Annotated in this window: 21 protein-coding genes and 1 tRNA gene; 6 read left to right on the forward strand and 16 right to left on the reverse strand. The window is 72.6% G+C overall.

All coding sequences use genetic code 11. The features are described from left to right. Nucleotides 1–16 precede the first annotated feature (16 nt). From D1J63_RS16635 to D1J63_RS16655, 5 genes are all read right to left on the reverse strand, one after another. Nucleotides 17–745, reverse strand: coding sequence for an ABC transporter permease (locus D1J63_RS16635; protein ID WP_125635520.1), 729 nt, complete (start codon nucleotides 743–745; stop codon nucleotides 17–19). 65 nt (nucleotides 746–810) lie between these two features. Then, nucleotides 811–1,752, reverse strand: coding sequence for an ATP-binding cassette domain-containing protein (locus D1J63_RS16640; RefSeq protein WP_164712858.1), 942 nt, complete (start codon nucleotides 1,750–1,752; stop codon nucleotides 811–813). A 95-nt stretch (nucleotides 1,753–1,847) separates the two neighbouring features. Next, nucleotides 1,848–2,489, reverse strand: coding sequence for a PadR family transcriptional regulator (locus tag D1J63_RS16645; RefSeq protein ID WP_125629588.1), 642 nt, complete (start codon nucleotides 2,487–2,489; stop codon nucleotides 1,848–1,850). Nucleotides 2,490–2,533: 44 nt separating this feature from the next. Next, nucleotides 2,534–3,994 carry an aldehyde dehydrogenase family protein gene (locus D1J63_RS16650; RefSeq protein ID WP_125629590.1) on the reverse strand — a complete coding sequence of 487 codons (1,461 nt, stop codon included), beginning with the start codon at nucleotides 3,992–3,994 and terminating at the stop codon, nucleotides 2,534–2,536. Nucleotides 3,995–4,071: 77 nt separating this feature from the next. After that, a complete protein-coding gene (locus tag D1J63_RS16655) occupies nucleotides 4,072–4,896 on the reverse strand; it encodes a helix-turn-helix transcriptional regulator (RefSeq protein WP_102930492.1) in 825 nt (274 codons plus the stop codon). A 378-nt stretch (nucleotides 4,897–5,274) separates the two neighbouring features. On the opposite strand from D1J63_RS16655, the gene D1J63_RS16665 reads away from it, so the two are divergent. After that, complete coding sequence (locus D1J63_RS16665; protein WP_125629594.1) at nucleotides 5,275–5,739, forward strand: ATP-binding protein; 465 nt, start codon at nucleotides 5,275–5,277, stop codon at nucleotides 5,737–5,739. A 93-nt stretch (nucleotides 5,740–5,832) separates the two neighbouring features. Here D1J63_RS16665 and D1J63_RS16670 read toward each other — a convergent pair whose 3' ends face one another. The 5 genes from D1J63_RS16670 to rpmG all read right to left on the reverse strand — a co-directional run bounded on the left by D1J63_RS16670 (nucleotide 5,833) and on the right by rpmG (nucleotide 8,262). After that, on the reverse strand, nucleotides 5,833–6,084 hold the full coding sequence (locus tag D1J63_RS16670) for a DUF397 domain-containing protein (protein WP_061443316.1): 252 nt from the start codon (nucleotides 6,082–6,084) through the stop codon (nucleotides 5,833–5,835). Nucleotides 6,085–6,393: 309 nt separating this feature from the next. Next, the gene (gene rpsR, locus D1J63_RS16680; RefSeq protein ID WP_125629598.1) at nucleotides 6,394–6,633 is read right to left on the reverse strand and encodes a 30S ribosomal protein S18; all 240 of its coding nucleotides are present in this window, start codon (nucleotides 6,631–6,633) and stop codon (nucleotides 6,394–6,396) included. A 4-nt stretch (nucleotides 6,634–6,637) separates the two neighbouring features. Continuing rightward, complete coding sequence (locus D1J63_RS16685) at nucleotides 6,638–7,840, reverse strand: GTP-binding protein (RefSeq protein WP_125629600.1); 1,203 nt, start codon at nucleotides 7,838–7,840, stop codon at nucleotides 6,638–6,640. Next, entirely contained in the window at nucleotides 7,837–8,091 is a 255-nt protein-coding gene (locus tag D1J63_RS16690) for a type B 50S ribosomal protein L31 (protein ID WP_061443319.1), read from the reverse strand. The genes D1J63_RS16685 and D1J63_RS16690 overlap by 4 nt, the downstream gene beginning before the upstream one ends. 6 nt (nucleotides 8,092–8,097) lie before the next feature. Beyond that, nucleotides 8,098–8,262: a 50S ribosomal protein L33 gene (rpmG, locus tag D1J63_RS16695; protein ID WP_059301677.1), complete on the reverse strand. Its 165-nt coding sequence runs from the start codon at nucleotides 8,260–8,262 to the stop codon at nucleotides 8,098–8,100. 72 nt (nucleotides 8,263–8,334) lie between these two features. Here rpmG and rpmB point away from each other — a divergent pair, with 72 nt between their 5' ends. Genes rpmB through D1J63_RS16710 form a run of 3 tightly spaced genes read left to right on the forward strand, consistent with a single transcriptional unit; the run spans nucleotide 8,335 to nucleotide 9,565 of the window. Further along, nucleotides 8,335–8,571: a 50S ribosomal protein L28 gene (rpmB, locus tag D1J63_RS16700; RefSeq protein ID WP_125629603.1), complete on the forward strand. Its 237-nt coding sequence runs from the start codon at nucleotides 8,335–8,337 to the stop codon at nucleotides 8,569–8,571. Further along, nucleotides 8,571–8,876: a 30S ribosomal protein S14 gene (gene rpsN / locus D1J63_RS16705; RefSeq protein ID WP_102930481.1), complete on the forward strand. Its 306-nt coding sequence runs from the start codon at nucleotides 8,571–8,573 to the stop codon at nucleotides 8,874–8,876. The genes rpmB and rpsN overlap by 1 nt, the downstream gene beginning before the upstream one ends. Nucleotides 8,877–8,929: 53 nt before the next feature. Next, nucleotides 8,930–9,565, forward strand: coding sequence for a hypothetical protein (locus tag D1J63_RS16710; protein ID WP_315978771.1), 636 nt, complete (start codon nucleotides 8,930–8,932; stop codon nucleotides 9,563–9,565). A 51-nt stretch (nucleotides 9,566–9,616) separates the two neighbouring features. On the opposite strand, the gene D1J63_RS16715 is transcribed toward D1J63_RS16710, so the two are convergent. Next, entirely contained in the window at nucleotides 9,617–10,771 is a 1,155-nt protein-coding gene (locus tag D1J63_RS16715; RefSeq protein ID WP_125629605.1) for a DUF2786 domain-containing protein, read from the reverse strand. 85 nt (nucleotides 10,772–10,856) lie between these two features. Here D1J63_RS16715 and D1J63_RS16720 point away from each other — a divergent pair, with 85 nt between their 5' ends. Continuing rightward, entirely contained in the window at nucleotides 10,857–11,618 is a 762-nt protein-coding gene (locus D1J63_RS16720; protein WP_125629607.1) for a Clp protease N-terminal domain-containing protein, read from the forward strand. A 50-nt stretch (nucleotides 11,619–11,668) separates the two neighbouring features. Further along, nucleotides 11,669–13,360, forward strand: a complete 1,692-nt coding sequence (locus tag D1J63_RS16725) for a bifunctional 3'-5' exonuclease/DNA polymerase (protein WP_125629609.1) — start codon at nucleotides 11,669–11,671, stop codon at nucleotides 13,358–13,360. Nucleotides 13,361–13,448: 88 nt separating this feature from the next. On the opposite strand, the gene D1J63_RS16730 is transcribed toward D1J63_RS16725, so the two are convergent. The 5 genes from D1J63_RS16730 to D1J63_RS16750 form a co-directional block, all read right to left on the reverse strand. Beyond that, nucleotides 13,449–13,898 (reverse strand): hypothetical protein, encoded by a 450-nt coding sequence (locus D1J63_RS16730; protein WP_206436774.1) that lies wholly within the window; start codon nucleotides 13,896–13,898, stop codon nucleotides 13,449–13,451. A 92-nt stretch (nucleotides 13,899–13,990) separates the two neighbouring features. Continuing rightward, entirely contained in the window at nucleotides 13,991–14,206 is a 216-nt protein-coding gene (locus tag D1J63_RS16735; RefSeq protein ID WP_125629611.1) for a hypothetical protein, read from the reverse strand. Between the two features lie 66 nt (nucleotides 14,207–14,272). Further along, entirely contained in the window at nucleotides 14,273–16,270 is a 1,998-nt protein-coding gene (locus D1J63_RS16740; RefSeq protein WP_240798743.1) for an aconitate hydratase, read from the reverse strand. Nucleotides 16,271–16,419: 149 nt separating this feature from the next. Beyond that, a tRNA-Thr gene (locus tag D1J63_RS16745) sits at nucleotides 16,420–16,493 on the reverse strand. A gap of 117 nt (nucleotides 16,494–16,610) precedes the next feature. Then, nucleotides 16,611–18,230 carry an alpha/beta hydrolase gene (locus D1J63_RS16750; RefSeq protein ID WP_125629613.1) on the reverse strand — a complete coding sequence of 540 codons (1,620 nt, stop codon included), beginning with the start codon at nucleotides 18,228–18,230 and terminating at the stop codon, nucleotides 16,611–16,613. Between the last annotated feature and the right edge of the window lie 101 nt (nucleotides 18,231–18,331).

The raw sequence follows: 18,331 nt of genomic DNA on the forward strand, positions 1-18,331 counted from the left end.
GCCGACGTCGCCGCCCTCACCGGCTGAGCCGCGCGAACCTCCCCACGGCCAGCGGGAAGAACACCGCGAGCAGCGCCAGCGGCCAGGCGAGGGCCGCCCACACGTGGCCGGACTCGCCGCCGGGGCCGCCGAAGAGGTCGCGGACGGCCGTGGCGGTCTGGGACATCGGGTTCCACTCGACGACGGTGCCCAGCCAGCCGGGCATGGAGTCGGGCGTGGCGAAGGCGTTGGAGAGGAAGCCGACCGGCCAGACCAGGATCTGCACCGCCTGCACCAGCTCGGGCTTCCCGGCCACCAGGGCCAGGAAGATGCCGATCCACAGCATGGCGAAGCGGAAGAGCAGCAGCAGGCCGACCGCGCCGAGGAAGGCTCCGGGGCCGCCGTGGGCCCGCCAGCCCAGCGCGTACCCGACGCCGATCAGCACGGTGAGACCGAGCGCCGACTGGAGCATGTCGGCGGCGGAACGGCCCACCAGGACCGCGCCGTTGGTCATCGGCAGCGAGCGGAAGCGGTCGACGACGCCCTTGTTGAGGTCCTGGGTGACGGCGATCATGGTGCCCTCCAGGCCGAAGGCCATGGTGAGCGCCAGCATGCCGGGGACCAGGTAGTCGACGTACTCGCCGCTCACTCCGCGCCCGCCGCCGACCAGGTAGCCGAACATCAGCAGCAGCATGACGGGGAAGACCAGGTTGACGACGACCGTCACCGGCTGCCGTCCCCAGCGGGCCAGCTCGCGGCGGGTCATGGTCCAGGAGTCGGACAGGGCGTGGGTCGCGGGACCCGCGGCGGTCGTACGCACGGCGGTCGTACTCACGCGGCCTCCTTCGTGCGGTCGGTGAGGTGCAGGAACACCTCGTCCAGGGTCGGCCGGCGCAGCGCCACGTCCTCGGCCACGATGCCGGCCTCCTCCAGCGCCCGTACGACGCCGGAGAGCGCCGCCATCCGGTCGGTGACCGGGGCGCTGAGCAGCCGCCGGTCGGTGTCGACGCGGACGCCGGTGAGCGGGAGCAGGGCGACGGCGGCGCCCAGTTGGCCGGCGTCGCGCAGGACGACGTCGACGCGGTCGCCGCCGGTCGCGGCCTTGAGTTCGTCCGCGGTGCCGTCGGCGACGACCCGGCCGGCGTCGACGACGGAGATGCGGTCGGCGAGCTGGTCGGCCTCCTCCAGGTACTGGGTGGTGAGCAGGACCGTCGTACCGGCGCCGACCAAGGAGCGGACCGAGGCCCACACCTCCGCGCGGCCGCGCGGGTCCAGGCCGGTGGTGGGTTCGTCCAGGAAGAGGACCTCCGGTTCGGTGATGAGGGACGCGGCCAGGTCCAGGCGGCGCCGCATGCCTCCGCTGTAGGCGCCGACCGGTTTGCGTCCGGTGTCGGCGAGGTCGAAGCGGGCGAGCAGTTCGTCGGCACGTGCGCGTGCCCGCCGGGCGCCCAGGTGATGCAGGCGGCCGAACATCTCCAGGTTCTGCCGGCCGCCCAGCTCCTCGTCGAGCGCCGCGTGCTGGCCGAGCAGGCCGATGCGCAGCCGCACCGCGTACGCCTCGGCGACGACGTCGTGCCCCGCCACCTCGACGCGGCCCGCGTCCGGCCGCAGCAGCGTGGACAGGATGCGGACCAGGGTCGTCTTGCCGGCTCCGTTCGGGCCCAGTACGCCGTGCACCGTGCCGCGCGTGACGGTCAGGTCGAGCCCGTCCAGTGCGTTCTTGCCGCCGTACCTCTTGCGTGCGCCTTCGACGGTGATCGCCGTGTCGGCCACTGTCACTCCCCCTTCGCGCTCACTCCGAGAGCGCTAGCCAAATTTGACTACCGGCCCACGAAAGTATGCCCTCGCCCTGCCTTAGTCAAACTTGATTAGCGGGCGTCCCCGTAGTGCGGCCGTCCCGCCGCGAAGGGGTTCTCCTCGCCCTCGGCCAGCACGCCGACGAACGGCTCGCCCTCACCGGCGAAGGTGTACGCGCCGCCCCGGACGCGTTCGATGAGGCCCCGGGTCCACTCGGCGCCGGAGTCGGCGGAGTGGACCCAGTAGTTCATGATCTCGCCGATGTGCCCGTACTGGCCGGGCCCCTCCGCGGGCATGTAGTACTCGGTGACGGCGGCGCGCCACTCGTCGATCTTCCGCACCCGCTCCTCCAGCAGCGCGAGCGCCTCCTCGCGCGGGAGGTCGACCATGAAGCCGAGCGCCGCGGTCAGCACGTCCGGCCGCTGGTCGTAGGCGGTGAGGTACTCGCGGAGCAGGGCGAGGTACTCCTCGGTGCCCTGCTCCGTGATCTCGTACTCCACGCGCGGCGGCCCGCCGGCCGTGGACGGCGCGATCTCGTGCGCCACGAGCAGTCCCTGTTTCGCCATCTGCTTCAGCGCGTGATAGATCGAGCCGGGCTTGGCGTTGGACCACTCGTGCGCGCCCCAGTACTCCAGGTCGTTGCGCACCTGGTAGCCGTGGGCCCGCCCGTGCTGGCGGACGGCGCCGAGCACGAGGAGACGGATCGCTGACATGGCTCCAGCCTAGATCCGGCGCCGGGCTCGGCCCGCCGGGGCCCTCAGAACGGGAAGCCGCTGCGCCCGTGCTGCACCGAGATCCACTTCTGGGAGGTGAAGGCGTCCAGCATGGTGTCGCCGTTGAGGCGGCCGAGGCCGGAGTGCTTCTCGCCGCCGAAGGGGACGATCGGCTCGTCGTGCACGGTGCCGTCGTTCACGTGGAACATGCCGGTGTCGATCCGCTTGGCGAACGCGACGCCCCGCTCGACGTCGCCCGTGTGCACGGCGCCGCTCAGCCCGTACGGCGTGTCGTTGACCAGGCGCACGGCCTCCTCCTCGCCGTCGAAGGCAACGAGGAAGGCGACCGGGCCGAACACCTCCTGCTGGAGCAGCGCGGAGTCGGCGGGCAGGCCGGTGAGCACGGAAGGCTCGACGAGGTTGTCGGTGACCGAGCCGCGCACCAGGGCGGTGGCACCCTCGGCGAGCGCCTGCTCGACCACGCCGGAGAGCGCGTCGGCCTGCGAGTAGTTGATCACCGGGCCGATGACGGTGGCCGGGTCGCGCGGGTCGCCGGCCTTCAGGGTCTTCACCTTGGCGACGAACTTCTCGGTGAACTCGTCGGCCACCGCACGGTCGACCAGCACGCGGTTGGCGGCCATGCAGACCTGGCCCTGGTGGACGTAGCGGCTGAAGACGGCGGCGTCGACGGCGTAGTCGACGTCGGCGTCGTCGAGGACCACCAGGGCGCTGTTGCCGCCCAGTTCGAGGACGGAGCGCTTGAAGTTCGCGGCGCAGACGGTGGCCACGTGGCGGCCGACCTTGTCGGAGCCGGTGAAGGAGATCACCTTCGGCACCGGGTGCTCGATGAAGGCGTCGCCGATCTCCGCGATGTCGGTGATCACGACGTTGAGCAGGCCGCCCGGCAGTCCGGCGTCCTCCAGGATCTTCGCGACCAGCGTGCCGCCGACGATCGGCGTGTTCTGGTGCGGCTTGAGGACGACGCCGTTGCCCAGGGCGAGGGCCGGGGCGACCGACTTCAGGGAGAGCAGGAAGGGGAAGTTGAAGGGGCTGATGACGCCCACGACGCCGACCGGTACGCGGTAGACGCGGTTCTCCTTGCCGTCGACGGGCGAGGGGATGATCCGGCCCTCGGGCGCCAGCGCCAGGTGGACCGCCTCGCGCAGGAACTCCTTGGCGAGGTGCAGCTCGAAGGCGGCCTTCAGCCGGGTGCCGCCCAGCTCGGCGACGATCGCCTCGCTGATCTCCTCCTCGCGCTCCTCCACCAGGCGCAGCGCCTTCTCGAACACCGCGCGGCGCGCGTACGGGTTGGTCGCGGCCCACTGCTTCTGCGCACGCTCGGCGGCCCGGTAGGCGGCGTCGACCTCGTCGACGGTGGCTATGGTGACCGAGGCCAGCTTCTCGTTGTCGTACGGGTTGAAGTCGATGATGTCCCAGGAGCCGGTGCCCGGGCGCCACTCGCCGTCGATGTACTGCTGGGCGAGGTCGGTGAAGTACGACGACATGAGAACCCTCAATCCCCTCAACTGCCGCAGCCGCCGCGAGCGCGAGCCGCCTGATTGAGCGTCATCGTACTTATGTTTCAGGAGAGTTGAAGGAGTCCTCGCAGAAGGTCACGGCTCTCGTGCGGGCCCGGACTGTCCTGCTGGAGTTCCTTCAGCGCCGTCTCGTACTGGGTGACGTCCTCCTGCTTGTCCAGGTACAGCGCGCTGGTGAGCTGCTCCAGGTAGACGACGTCGGAGAGGTCGGACTCGGGGAAGCTGAGGAGCGTGAACGCGCCACTCTCGCCGGAGTGCCCGCCGAAGCCGAACGGCATCACCTGGAGGCGCACATTGGGGCGTTCGGACATCTCGATCAGGTGCTGCAGCTGGCCGCGCATCACCTCGCGGTCGCCGTACGGGCGGCGCAGGGCCGCCTCGTCGAGCACGATGTGGAACTCGGGGGCGTTCTCCGCGACCAGGTGCTTCTGCCGCTCCAGACGCAGCGCCACCCGCCGCTCGACGTCCGCGTCGCCGGCGCCCTTCATGCCGCGCCGGACCACCGCGCGGGCGTACTCCTCGGTCTGCAGCAGGCCGTGCACGAACTGCACCTCGTAGACGCGGATCAGCGAGGCGGCGCCCTCCAGGCCGACGTAGGTGGGGAACCAGCTGGGCAGCACGTCGGAGTAACTGTGCCACCAGCCCGCGACATTGGCCTCCTTGGCCAGGGAGAGCAGGGAGGCGCGCTCCTGCTCGTCCGTGATGCCGTAGAGCGTCAGCAGGTCCTCGACGTCCCTGGTCTTGAAGCTCACCCGGCCCAGCTCCATCCGGCTGATCTTCGACTCCGAGGCGCGGATCGAGTAGCCCGCCGCCTCTCGCGTGATCCCCCGCGTCTCACGCAGTCGCCTGAGTTGTGATCCGAGCAGCATGCGCCGCACCACCGATCCGGGCTCTCCCGCGCTCACGTTCGCCAGCCTCCCCAACCGTCTTCAGGGGCCGAAGTCTGCCACTAAAACACTCCGAGCAGTACTCGTCCGGTTACGGAAACGGAATCGAGCCAAAGGAATCGTGCAGGATCCTGCACCCGGTGGACCGGAACCGGCCGTCGAAGGAGTTGAAGATGAGGCGAAGATGACGGAAAAATTGGCCAACAAGCGGTACGGGCAGGTCCATTTCGGTCACCTGCACGTGCATCTGCCCTTGCATCTGCGGTACGCATCCGAAACCATGGTCCCCGCACCACCGCGCCATATCGCTACGACCGCGAATTCCCGGGAGTGCCTCGCATGGGGACGAATGGATCGACCATGCTCGAGCCGTTACGGCAGGGCCTTCCGCCACTCGACCCCGCAGCCGTGTCGAACGCCGCCTCCTGCGCCCTGCCGCCCCGTTACGAAGCGGTGCGCGAGGCCCGGCGGTTCACCCGCAGAACACTCGACGGCTGGGACACCGGCGACCGCTTCGACGACGTCTGCCTGGTGGTCTCCGAACTCGTCACCAACGCCCTGCGGCACGCCCTCCCCGCGGACACCCCGCGCCACGACGAGCGGCACGGTCCCGTACGGCTGCATCTGATGCGCTGGACGGAACGGCTGGTGTGCGCGGTGCGCGACCCCAGCCACGACAGCCCGGTGGCCCGCGAGACGGACGACTTCTCGGCGGAGTCGGGCCGGGGCCTGTTCCTCGTCGACTCCTTCAGCGACAGCTGGGGCTGGCACCCGCTCGCCGGGACCCTCAACGGCAAGGTGGTCTGGGCACTGTTCCGGATCTAGCCGGAGACGGGGCGGCCCGGCTCCGGACCGTTGCGGGCCGGCCCGTCGGTCCGTCGGCTCTTCAGTCCGTCTGCCCGTCGGTCCGTCGGTCCGTCAGCCCGCGATCAGGTGGTCGAACTCGCCGTCCTTGACGCCCAGCAGCATGGCCTCGATCTCGGCACGCGTGTAGACGAGCGCGGGCCCGTCCGGGAAGCGGGAGTTGCGCACCGCCACCGCGCCGTCGGGCAGGCGCGCGAACTCCACGCACGAACCCTGCGAGTTGCTGCGCCGGCTCTTCTGCCAGGCCGCATCGTGCAACTGCGTGGCGGCCATGCCGTTGTACACGTCGTACACGTCGTGGTCCACAGGTCGCTCCCCGGTGGCTGGTGCACTGGCTGATGTGGCCATTGATGCAGTGGTCAACTGATCCGGATCATAACCCTGTTCACGTGCAGATGCATGAGCAAATGCACGTGCACGCGCGGTGCTCCCGCGGTTACAGCTTTGACGACCGCTTTACCGAGCCCTGCCCTCTACGACGCCGGGTCCCGGGAAGTCGTTCCCGCATGTGCCCCCGAATTCGAAGAATATGCAACAACATGCGACACCACCGGGGCCCGGTCGCTACGGGTGGGCCCCGGTGGTGCCGTTGGTGCGCCGGGTGCGGCGGGCCGGTCAGCGGGTGCCGTACGGCAGCAGCGCCATCTCGCGCGCGTTCTTGATCGCCCTGGCCAGCTGCCGCTGCTGCTGGGACGTCACGCGGGTGACGCGGCGGCTGCGGATCTTGCCGCGGTCGGAGAGGAACTTCCGCAGCAGTTCGGTGTCCTTGTAGTCGATGTACGTCACCCCCGCCCGGTCCAGCGGGTTGGGGCGCTGCCGGGCGGACGCGCGCTCGTTCTTACGGGGTCGGGGCATCGGGTCAGACCTCCAGGAGGGTGTCGAAGGCGGGCGGCAGCCGCTCCCAGGCGGCCTGTCCCGCGGCGTACTCGGCGTCGGTCAGCAGGCAGGACTCCAGGAGCCGTTCCAGGCCGTCGCGGTCGAGGCCGGGGGAGGTGAAGACCAGGTGCTGGCAGCGGTCGCCGTGCTCGGGGTGCCAGTCCAGCGCGGCGGCGGCACGGCGTACGGGCGGCACCAGTTCCCAGGCGGCGTCGGGGAGCGCGGCGAGCCACGGGCCCGCGCTCTCCACGCACAGGGCGCCGCCCGCGGCATCCCAGTGCAGCAGCGTGTCCCCCTTGCCGGCGAGCCAGAACCGACCCCGGCTGCGGGCCGCGGCGCAGGTCAGGTCCTCCAGCGCCGCGTACAGCCGCTCCGGGTGGAAGGGGCGGCGGCGGTGCCAGACCAGGGTGGCGACGCCGTGCGCGTCGGCCTCGGCGGGCAGCAGGGCGCAGGCCGGGTGCTGGGCGGCGGCCGCGGCCTCCACGTCGAACCCGGCGAGGGCGGCCCGCGCCAGCTCCGAGGGCGCGGATACGGACGGGGCCGGGGCGCCCGCCGGGTCACCGTGGCCGATCGGGACCCGGCGGGCTGTCGGATGGAGCTGGGTGAGCAGCTCGCGGTCCTCGTCGTCGGCCTCCGGCGAGCCGGGGAGGGACTCGGCGAGGGCCAGGACGGAGGCGTACTCCAGTTGCCGCGCGAAGGTGTCGGCGACGGTGCGCTGGTCGGTGGCCGCCGCGGCGAGGCCCCCCTCGGCGAGGTCGTCGCCGTTGCCCAGGTACGGCAGGACGAGGGCCGGGTCGACGGCGGTGATCACGCCGGTGACGGTGAAGCCGCCGGCGGTGACCACCTCCGCCATCGCCTTGGGCTCGACGGAGTCCCACAGCTCGACCACCGCGAGCGGGGTGCCGCCGGCCTCCGCGAGCCGGACCAGTTCGGGCACGAGGTCCTCGCGCAGGGCGCAGCACGCGCAGTCGTTGACCAGGGGTGCCTCGCCCGCGTCGAGGATGCCGGTGGCGTCCCGCACGGTCCGCACGACCGTGCCCGCGGTGGCCGTCGCCAGGTCGTGGTGGAGGACGACGCTGCCCGGAACGTCGGCCAGCAGCCGCGCCACGGCCGCCCGGCGCGCGTCGGCGTGCAGCCCCCCGACGATCACCACCGGCAGGTCGTGGCGGGGGCCCGGCCCGCTCACGCCCCGCCCTCCTTGCCGTACCGGCGCTCGAAGCGCTCCACGCGTCCGGCGGTGTCCAGGACGCGGGCGGTGCCGGTGTAGAAGGGGTGGCTGACGTGGGAGATCTCGACGTCGACGACCGGGTAGGTGTGGCCGTCCTCCCACTCGACGGTGCGCTCGCTGGTCATGGTCGAGCGGGTGAGGAAGGCGTAGTCGGCGGCGCGGTCGCGGAAGACGACCGGGCGGTACTCGGGGTGGATGCCCTTGCGCACGGTGCCTCAGCGCTCCTCTCGGAAGTCGACGTGCCGGCCGGCCGTCGGGTCGTACTTGCGCAGGACCAGCCGGTCCGGGTCGTTGCGGCGGTTCTTGCGGGTGACGTAGGTGTAGCCGGTCCCGGCGGTGGACCGGAGCTTGATGACCGGACGGAGTTCGTTGCGTGCCATGCTGCTATCTTACTGAAAATGAATTCCATTAACAGCTAGGGCCCTTCCGGCCCGGAGGAGAGGTACGTCACCGTGTCCGCCCACTGCATGCTGACCGGGACCGAGCCCGGTTTCGGCAACCGCGTCTCCCACTCCCACCGGCGCACCTCGCGCCGCTTCGACCCCAACATCCAGACCAAGCGCTACTGGCTGCCGAGCGAGAACCGGCACGTGCGGCTGCGGCTGAGCACGAAGGGGATCAGGACGGTCGACTCCATCGGCGTCGAGGCGGCGGTGGCGCGCATCCGTGCCCGGGGAGTGAGGATCTGATGGCGAAGAAGAGCAAGGTCGCGAAGAACGAGCGGCGGCGGGAGATCGTCGCGCGGTACGCGGCGCGCCGGGCCGAGCTGAAGGAGATCGTCCGCCGCCCCTCGTCCACGGAGGCCGAACGGCTCGCCGCCCAACGGGAACTGCGCAGGCAGCCGCGCGACGCGAGCCCCACGCGGGTGCGCAACCGCGACCAGGTCGACGGGCGCCCGCGCGGGTACTTCAGGGTCTTCGGGCTCTCCCGGGTCAATCTGCGTGAGCAGGCGCACGCCGGACATCTGCCCGGGGTCCGCAAGTCGTCCTGGTAGCTTGCGGCTGTCTTGGGGCCGAACGGCCGTCCGGCGACAGCTTGGAGCTTGCGGTGGCAGGGGTGACTGTGGACAGTACGGCGAGCACGGCGCACGCGGCGCGTACGGCCGGGGGCGGGGCTGCGGGCGCCCCCGACCGCGCCCCGGGGCCACGCCCGCGCTCGGGGCGACGCTCGGGGCGGCGCTCCGTGCGGGCCGCGGCCATGGCCGTCGGGCTGGTGGGCGCGCTGGCGCTGACCGCGTGCTCCGACGACGGCTCGGACGGCGGTTCCGGGGGCGGTTCCGGCGGTGGTGACGCGTCGTCCGCGGCGCCCAGCGCCTCCGCGAGCGCGGAGACCGGCGGTTCCGGCGGCGGGTCGCCGTCGGCGGGTGCCGCCGGCGAGCTGGAGGGCAGCTGGCTGGCGACCTCCGACGGCCAGGCGGTCGCCCTGATGGTCACCGGCGACAAGGCCGCCCTCTTCGCCACCGGCGGGACCGTGTGCAGCGGCACCGCCGCCGAGACCTCGGGCACCCGGACGATCCGCCTGAAGTGCACGGGCGGCGACGACCGGGCGACCGGCACGGTCGAGTCGGTCGACGACACCTCGCTCAAGGTGACGTGGGAGGGCGGCGTCGGCGAGGAGACGTACACCAGGTCCGAGGGCGGTTCGATGCCGCCCGGACTGCCGACCGAGGGCCTCGGCTCCTGAACCGGGCCGGTCCGCTCCCGAACCGGCCGGTCCGGCCCCCCCGTCGGCGGACTAGCGCAAGGGCCGTCGGCGTTCGACGTGGGCGTCGTCGGCCGCGCGGGTGCCCTCCGTCCAGCCCGCCGCGTCCGAGACGCCGCGCAGGCGGGTCGTGGTCGTCTCCGGGAACAGCCGCTCCAGCCGCTCGGTGACCGCCACCTCCCGGGAGGCGAGCACCGGCAGGAGGTTCACGTCCGCCGCCGCGCCGGTCGCGGCGGATTCGGCGGTGGCCGCCTCGGCCGCGGCCCGCAGCCGGGTGGCCGCGCGGTGGGCGTAGGCGGCGAGGAACGACTGCCGGAAGGTCTTGGTGCGCTTGCGCCCGCCGGCCCGCTGCCCGGCCTCCGCCTTCGTCATCGCGGTCTCGGCCTGCACCAGCAGTGAGGTGTAGAGGAGTTCGACCGCCTCCAGGTCGGCCTCGAAGCCGACGACGGTGGAGAAGCCGAAGGGCTCGTTCCACACGGCCCCGCAGTGGTTGGCGTCGGCCACCGCGTCCAGCAGCACCGCCTTGGCCTGCTCGTAGGGCGGCTCCACCCCGATCCGGCACGCTCCGGGGGTGTCGGGCGAGACCGCGGACCCCTGGGCCCGCGCGGCCAGCAGCGCCTCGTCGACGCTGTGCCGGGCCATCAGCTCCTGCGCCTTGGCGCTCAGCGCCTCCGCCTCCTCGGGGTACCCGGTCGCCTCCGCCTTGGCGAGCAGCGCGCGGATGCGGGCGAGGGCACGCGACTCGGGCCGGGCCTCGCGACGAGGCGCGCCCGGCGCGTCGTCCAGCGGCTCCAGCGCGGGCAGCCGCAGCAGCAGGCGGTACAGCCGCAGTACGTCCGTGGCGTGCGAGAAACGGTCGGTGCGCGGCGGCGCCTGATCCGGTACGGCGTCGAGCTGGGCGGCCCAGCGGGGCCCGCGCGGGCGGTCGTGCGGCGCCTGGGCGCGGATCAGCGCGGCCACCAGCCGCACGTGCACGTCGTCGAGTTCGCGCCGCACGATCCGGACGAGGTCGGCCGGCTGCCAGCCCCGCCGCCAGGCCGTGGCCACGAACTCCTCTCCCCGGGCGAGGAGTTCGGCATCCGCCGCCGGATCGGCCGCCAGCAGCGAGGCCGCCGTGTCGAGGGCGTCGTCGCCGGTGTCGTACAGGGCGGTCTCGAAGGCACGGTCGACGGTGCGGGGCGTACTCACCCGGCGATGGTGCCACGACCGCCGAACGGAAAAGGACTGTCAACCATCGGTTGACAGTGACGGGAGCGCAACCTACGGTTGACACATGACGACCGACCCGAGCATCACGTCATCCGTACGCCTCGACGAACTCATCACCGCGATCAAGAAGGTGCACCAGGAGCCCCTGGAACAACTCCAGGACGCCGTCATCGCGGGCGAGCACCTCGGTGAGGTGGCCGACCACCTCATCGGCCACTTCGTGGACCAGGCCCGGCGTTCGGGCGCGTCCTGGACGGACATCGGCAAAAGCATGGGCGTCACCCGGCAGGCGGCGCAGAAGCGCTTCGTGCCCAAGGAGTCCGCCGACCTGGACGCGAGCCAGGGCTTCAGCCGCTACACGACCCGCGCGCGGGAGGCCGTGATGGCCGCCCACAACGCGGCCAAGACCGCCGGCAACGCCGAGGGCCTGCCCGAGCATCTCGTCCTCGGCCTGCTCACGCAGCACGAGAGCCTGTCCGCCAAGGCGATCGCCAGGCAGGGCGTCACCCTCGACGCGGTCCGCGAGGCGGCGCTCGCCGCCCTCCCGCCCGCCGCCGCCGAGGTCCCGGAGCTGGTGCCCTACGGGCCCGCCGCCAAGAAGGTCCTCGAACTCACCTTCCGCGAGGCCCTGCGCCTCGGCCACAACTACATCGGCACCGAGCACATCCTGCTCGCCCTGCTGGAGCACGAGGACGGCGCGGGTGTGCTCAGCGGGCTCGGCCTCACCAAGGAGGCCACCGAGCGCTTCGTCACGGAGGCGCTGGCGCAGTTCATCGAGGTGACCGAGAAGGGCGGGGAAGGCCGAACGGGGGACGGGGAGGCCTGAGCCCCGGCCGCTCCGGGGCCGTTGTCAGACCCCGGTGCGACACTCGCGTCATGGCCGAGAGGTGGGCGCTCGCGGTGGCCGAGGGCGGTGGCGTGGACGTCGCGCCCCTCGGCCCCGACGGGCTGCCCGCCGGGCCGGTGCGGCGCGAGCGCGATCCCGCCGAGGCCGTACGGGCCAGACCGGAGGTCGCGCGCTGGGTGTGGCGGTCCACCGCCGAGATCGCGCCGCGCCTGCTCGCCGCGGGGGTGCGAGCGGAGCGGTGCTACGACGTGGAGGCCGCCGAGACCCTCCTGCTCGGCCACGAGGGGCGGTACGGCGAGCCGCGCTCGGCCGCGGCCGCCCTGGCCCGGCTGCACGGCGGACCCGTGCCGCCCGACCCGCCGCAGCGCTCCGCCGAGCCGGGCGCGCAGTCGTCGTTGTTCGAACCCCAGGCCGTCCACCTCCCCCTCACCGACCTGCTCGCCGTCTACGCCGAGCAGCAGCGCCGGCACGAGCGCTGCGAGCACCCGGACCGGATGCGGCTGCTGACGGCCGCCGAGTCGGCGGGGATGCTGGTCGCCGCCGAGCTGAACCGCACGGGTCTGCCCTGGCGCGCCGACGTGCACCGCGAGGTGCTGCACGGCCTGCTGGGCGAGCGGTATGCGGGCGGGGGCGAGCCGCGCCGCCTGGCCGAGCTGGCCGAGGAGGTGTCGGCGGCGTTCGGCCGCCGGGTACGGCCCGACCTGCCCGCCGACGTGGTCAAGGCGTTCGCGCAGGCGGGCGTGAAGGTCGGCTCCACCCGCCGCTGGGAGCTGGAGTCGGTGGACCACCCGGCCGTGAAGCCGCTGATCGAGTACAAGAAGCTGTACCGGATCTGGGTCGCCCACGGCTGGTCCTGGCTCCAGGACTGGGTGCGCGACGGGCGGTTCCGCCCCGAGTTCCTGGCCGGCGGCACGGTCACCGGGCGCTGGGTGACCAACGGCGGGGGCGGGCTTCAGATCCCCAAGGTGATCCGGCGGGCCGTCGTCGCCGACCCGGGCTGGCGGCTGGTCGTCGCCGACGCCGACCAGATGGAGCCGCGCGTGCTGGCGGCGATCTCCCGCGACCCCGGCCTGATGGAGGTGGCCGGCCGGGAGACCGACCTCTACCAGTCCGTCTCCGACCGCGCCTTCGCCGGCGACCGCGCCCATGCCAAGCTCGCCGTGCTCGGCGCCGTCTACGGCCAGACCTCCGGCGACGGCCTCAAGAACCTCGCCACGCTCCGACGCCGCTTCCCCAGGGCGGTGGCGTACGTCGACGACGCGGCCCGCGCCGGCGAGGAGGGCCGGCTGGTGCGCACCTGGCTGGGCCGCACCTGCCCGCCCGCGGCCGGGGCGGCCGACGGCGTCGAGGAGGCGGGCCTGCCGCAGGACGACCCCGCCGACACCGCGGGCCGCCCGCAGGAGTGGGTGCCGGGGTACGCGTCCACCAACGCCCGCGCCCGGGGCCGCTTCGCCCGCAACTTCGTCGTCCAGGGCAGCGCGGCCGACTGGGCCCTGCTGCTGCTCGCCGCGCTGCGCCGGGCCTGCGCGGACCTGGCGGCCGAGCTGGTCTTCTTCCAGCACGACGAGGTGATCGTGCACTGTCCCGAGGAGGAGGCCGACACCGTCGTCGCGGCGATCCGGGACGCGGCGGAGCTGGCGGGGCGGCTGACGTTCGGGGCGACGCCGGTGCGGTTCCCGTTCACGACGGCGGTGGTGGAGTGCTACGCGGACGCGAAATGAGCGGGCTCGGGGGGTGGCGGCAGGACACAAAAGGCAGAGCTGGCGGCTTGCGACTTCGATGCCGGCGTCCGGGGGCACGACCGCGCGCTCAGCGCTTGCGGTACATGTCCAGCTCCCGCCAGGAGGTCTCCGTCTCCTCGGCGACGGGGAGGGGCTGCCGCCAGGCGGTGGACGCGTCGATGTCCGGTGCGGAACGCCGCAGCCCTTCCGCCACGGCCTGCGCGTCGCCCGGGACCGAGACGGCCAGGAAGTCGAAGGGAGCCGTGGACCGCAGTTCCACGCACACCACGGGCCCGGCGGGCCGAAGGGCCACGAAGTCCCGTCCGCCGGCGTGCCCCCGCGTGCCGGCGCTCAGCACGCCGGGAATCCAGACCCCGTGCAGAGCCACTCCGCGCAGGGCCCGCCACCAGTCGGGTTCCACCGTCACCCGGCGTACGGCCGTCAGCGGCACGCGCACGGTCCCGCGGCGCGCGGCGGCCCTCTCCCGCCAGGAGAGGCGCACCACGAGGTCGTCGTCCCTCACGAGGATCCGGGCCACGTCACTGCCTCCCTTCCCGTACCGGGAACCGGGGTGGTGGCACAAGGGCGCCGCACGTCCCGCCCGCCCGGCCGGTCACCGGGCCCGGGGCGTTACTCGTCCGCCGCCCAGGCCTCCGGCCCACCGCCCCGCCACTCGATCAGCCCGGGGTCGTCGAGCGTCGTGTCGGACTCGGGCAGACCCGCCCGGCGCAGGAACTCGACCACGTCGAGCAGGTGGTACGCGATCCCGGCGTACTCACCGCGGATCGCGACCCGCCTGCCGCCGTCGGGGCTCGGCGGCTGCACGATCACAGGCGCCTCTTCCATGTCTACGGTGTGCCCCTCGCCGGGCGGCCCATGCAGGCACGGTCCACCCATCAGGGCGGCAGCGGGTCATTCTCCGGGGTGCTGCCGCTCCTCGCGGGCGAGGGCCGCGATCGTTCCTCCGGCGAGTACGGTGCGGCGGCGGCCGTCGGAGAGGTGGTGGCGGACCGGGTAGGTCTCGTCCTTGGTGGTGTTGCGCAGCCGCAGGCGGGGCTCGGCTCCGGGGGCGAGCGAGGCGTGCAGGTTCTCGAGCCGTAGCCGGTCGCCGGCGTCGATACGGTCGTAGTCGTCCGCCTGTTCGAACTCGAGCGGCAATACCCCGAAGTTGGCCAGGTTCTGCCAGTGGATACGGGCGTAGGACTTGGCGACCACGGCACGCAGCCCCAGGTGACGCGGGGTGATGGCGGCGTGCTCGCGGGAGGAGCCCTGGCCGTAGTTCTCCCCGCCGACGACGAAGTGCCGGCCCGGCCCGCCGTCGTCGGCCAGTTCGGCGGCGCGCCGCGGGTAGTCCGGGTCGAGCCGGGTGAAGGTGAACTCCGCGAGCCTGGGGATGTTCGAACGGTACGGCAGTGCCTTCGCGCCGGCCGGGGAGATCTCGTCGGTGGAGACGTTGTCGCCGCACTTGAGCAGGACCGGCCCCGCCAGCAGGTCGGGCAGCGGGTCGAACTCGGGGAGCCCGGAGATGTTGGGTCCCCGTTCGAGCGCGACGTGCGCCGCCTGCTCGGGCGGCAGCGGGGGCTCCAGCATCGAGCGGTTGACCGACGCGTGCTCGGGCAGCCGGAGCCGCGGATACGGCACGCCCTCCCGGTCCGCCCAGTCCCGGGGGTCGGTGATCTCGCCGGTGAGCGCGGAGACGGCGGCGGTCTCCGGGGAGCACAGCCACACCGCGTCGTCCTCGGTGCCGGAGCGGCCGGGGAAGTTGCGCGGGAAGGTGCGCAGGCTGTTGCGGCCGGCCGCCGGGGCCTGGCCCATGCCGATGCAGCCCAGGCAGCCGGCCTGGTGGATCCGGGCGCCGGCGGTGATCAGGTCGAAGGTCGAGCCCATCCTGGTCAGGTCGGCGAGGATCTCGCGCGAGGTGGGGTTGACGTCGAAGCTGACGGCCGCGTGGGTCTGACGGCCGGCGACGACGGCGGCGGCGATGGCGAAGTCGCGCAGTCCCGGGTTGGCGGAGGAGCCGATGACGGCCTGCCCGATGGGTTCGCCCGCCACCGAGCGCACCGGCACGACGTTGCCGGGCGAGGTGGGACGGGCGATGAGCGGCTCGAGGGTGGAGAGGTCGATCTCGTCGGTGCGGTCGTACACGGCGTCCGGCTCGGCGGCCAGTTCACGGAAGTCGGCCTCGCGGTCCTCGGCGCGCAGGAAGGCCCGTACTGCGGCATCGGAGGGGAAGACGGAGGTGGTCGCGCCGAGCTCGGCGCCCATGTTGGCGATGACGTGCCGGTCCATGGCCGTCAGCCCTTCCAGTCCCGGACCGTGGTACTCCAGGATCCGGTTGACCGCTCCCTTGACGCCGTGCCGCCGCAGCAGCTCCAGCACCACGTCCTTGGCGCTCACCCACTCCGGCAGGCTGCCGGTCAGCCGGATGCCCCAGATCTCCGGCATGGTCACGTGCAGGGGCCGTCCGGCCATCGCGAGCGCGACCTCCAGGCCGCCGGTGCCCAGGGCCAGCATGCCGAGCGCGCCCGCGGCACAGGTGTGCGAGTCGGACCCGGCCAACGTCCTGCCGGGGACACCGAAGTACTGCATGTGGCTGGGGTGCGAGACGCCGTTGCCCGGCTTGGAGTACCAGATGCCGAAGCGACGGCACGCGGAGCGCAGGAAGGCGTGGTCCTCGGCGTTGCGCTCGTCCGCCTGGAGCAGGTTGTGGTCGACGTACTGGACGCTGACCTCGGTACGGACCCGGTCCAGGCCGAGGGCGTCGAGCTCCTGCATCACCAGGGTGCCGGTGGCGTCCTGGGTGAGGGTCTGGTCGATCCGCAGTCCGATCTCGCCGCCCGGCTCCATCTTCCCGTCGACGAGATGGTCGGCGATGAGCCGGTGCGCCAGCGTGCCATGGGAGAGGGTCACAACGCCCAGGCTGCGCGCTCCGACGGGGACCGGCAAGCGGACGCACACGGCCGGCGGACTGGGCGGGGCCCTTTCCGTAACGGCGGGGAAGAACGCCTCCCGAGACGCAAAAAGGCCAGATCGGGAGTAACCGACCTGGCCTTTCTCCGAGCCGCCTTCGGGATTCGAACCCGAGACCTACGCATTACGAGTGCGTTGCTCTGGCCATCTGAGCTAAGGCGGCGCGCTGTGCACCCATGGTGCGATCAGCAACGTCGGTAAGTCTACACAGTTTCCGGGGGTGCTTCGTACCGGCCCCGGGCGCTCGGGCTCCGCGGCCGGTACGAGGGAATCCGCGTGGTCAGGAGCAGCGCTTGCCGTCCTTCGGGGCCGTGCCGGTCAGCAGGTACGTGTTGATCGCGGAGTCGATGCAGGCGCTGCCGCGGCCGTAGGCGGTGTGGCCGTCGCCCTCGTAGGTGAGGAGGCGGCCGGAGGAGAGCTGGTCGGCCAGGGCCTCGGCCCAGCGGTAGGGGGTGGCCGGGTCTCGGGTGGTGCCGACGACGACGATCGGGGTGGCGCCCGCCGCCTTGATGCGGTGCGGCTCGCCCGTGGGCCGCACCGGCCAGTACGCGCAGTTCAGGGAGGACCAGGCCAGGCCCTCGCCGAAGACCGGGGATGCCTTCTCGAAGTCGGGGAGGGCCTTGCGCACCTCGTCCGGGGAGGTGAAGGCGGCGGGGAGGTCGAGGCAGTTCACGGCGGCGTTGGCGAACATCAGGTTGCTGTAGCCGCCGTCGGCCTCGCGCTCGTAGTAGCTGTCGGAGAGGATCAGCAGGCCCGCGCCGTCCTTCTCCTTGATCGCCGAGGTGAGGGACTCGCGCAGCTGCTGCCAGGCGCCCTCGTCGTACATCGCCGCGATCACACCGGTGGTGGCGAGGGACTCGGTGAGCTTGCGGCCGTCTGCGTCGCCGGCGGGGAGGGGCTTCGCGTCCAGGTCGTCGAAGAAGGACTTGAGGTTCTTGCCGACCTGGTCGGGGGTGGTGCCCTTGTCGCCGAGGGGGCAGTCCGGCTGCTTCACGCAGTCCTTCGCGAAGGACTGGAACGCCGTCTCGAAGCCCGCCGTCTGCTCCAGGTTCAGGCGGCGCGCGGGCAGGGAGGGGTCCATCGCGCCGTCCAGGACCAGGCGGCCCGTCCGGTCCGGGAACAGGCCGGCGTAGGTCGCGCCGAGGAACGTGCCGTACGAGGCTCCGACGTAGTTCAGCTTCTCGTCGCCCAGCACCGCGCGCAGGACGTCCATGTCCCGCGCCGCCTCGACCGTCGACACGTGGCGCAGCAGCTTCGGGGCGTCCGCTCCGCAGCCCTCGGCGAACTTCTTGTAGGCGTCGACCAGCTCGTCCGTCTCGTCCGCGTCGTCGGGCGTGACGTCGGTCTGCGTGTACGCGTCCATCTCGCGGCCGTCGAGGCACTCGACGGGCTCGCTGCGGGCCACCCCGCGGGGGTCGACCGCGACCATGTCGTACTGGGCGCGGACCTTCGCCGGGTAGCCGATGCCCGCGTACTGCTGGAGGTAACCGATCGCCGAGCCGCCCGGGCCGCCCGGGTTGACCAGCAGCGATCCGATTCGCTTGCCGGGTCCCGTGGCCTTCTTGCGGGCCACCGCGAGCCGGACGTCGCCCTCGGTGGGCTTGGCGTAGTCGAGCGGTGCCTTCATGGTGGCGCACTGGAAACCGGGGACGCCGCAGTCGCGCCAGCCGAGCTTCTGCTCGTAGTACGGCGCCAGCTCGGAGGGCGTGCCCTTCGGCAGCGGGGTCAGGGTCGCCGTGGCCGCTTCCGTCGACCCTGCCGCCTCCGCCGCGGGGGATCCGGCGGAGGTGGACGCGCCGCCGGCCGAACAGGCGGTGGCGAGCAGCGCGGCGGCGAGCAGCGTGGCTCGGAAACGGGTGCTGCCGGTGCGGGTCCTGCGGTGAGTGCGCCTTGTGTGCATCCGTCGAGCGTAACGCTCCGCGACCACCTCATCGCGGTGCGTGGCCCGTATGCCTCGTACGGGCTACGGCGTCAACGCCCGGTGCCTTCCGCGGGACGGAG

The organism is Streptomyces sp. KPB2 (genome assembly GCF_003950055.1).
Taxonomy (GTDB): Bacteria; Actinomycetota; Actinomycetes; order Streptomycetales; family Streptomycetaceae; genus Streptomyces; species Streptomyces salinarius.

What these genes read in the sequence shown, in the direction of transcription:
- D1J63_RS16655 (WP_102930492.1), bottom strand. Translation starts at nt 4,896, where the DNA reads ATGCTGCTCGGATCACAACTCAGGCGACTGCGTGAGACGCGGGGGATC.
- rpsR (WP_125629598.1), bottom strand. Translation starts at nt 6,633, where the DNA reads ATGCCCCGACCCCGTAAGAACGAGCGCGCGTCCGCCCGGCAGCGCCCC.
- D1J63_RS16725 (WP_125629609.1), top strand. Translation starts at nt 11,669, where the DNA reads ATGGCCGAGAGGTGGGCGCTCGCGGTGGCCGAGGGCGGTGGCGTGGAC.
- rpsN (WP_102930481.1), top strand. Translation starts at nt 8,571, where the DNA reads ATGGCGAAGAAGAGCAAGGTCGCGAAGAACGAGCGGCGGCGGGAGATC.
- D1J63_RS16645 (WP_125629588.1), bottom strand. Translation starts at nt 2,489, where the DNA reads ATGTCAGCGATCCGTCTCCTCGTGCTCGGCGCCGTCCGCCAGCACGGG.
- D1J63_RS16650 (WP_125629590.1), bottom strand. Translation starts at nt 3,994, where the DNA reads ATGTCGTCGTACTTCACCGACCTCGCCCAGCAGTACATCGACGGCGAG.
- D1J63_RS16635 (WP_125635520.1), bottom strand. Translation starts at nt 745, where the DNA reads ATGACCCGCCGCGAGCTGGCCCGCTGGGGACGGCAGCCGGTGACGGTC.
- rpmG (WP_059301677.1), bottom strand. Translation starts at nt 8,262, where the DNA reads ATGGCACGCAACGAACTCCGTCCGGTCATCAAGCTCCGGTCCACCGCC.
- D1J63_RS16750 (WP_125629613.1), bottom strand. Translation starts at nt 18,230, where the DNA reads ATGCACACAAGGCGCACTCACCGCAGGACCCGCACCGGCAGCACCCGT.
- D1J63_RS16720 (WP_125629607.1), top strand. Translation starts at nt 10,857, where the DNA reads ATGACGACCGACCCGAGCATCACGTCATCCGTACGCCTCGACGAACTC.
- D1J63_RS16665 (WP_125629594.1), top strand. Translation starts at nt 5,275, where the DNA reads ATGCTCGAGCCGTTACGGCAGGGCCTTCCGCCACTCGACCCCGCAGCC.
- D1J63_RS16735 (WP_125629611.1), bottom strand. Translation starts at nt 14,206, where the DNA reads ATGGAAGAGGCGCCTGTGATCGTGCAGCCGCCGAGCCCCGACGGCGGC.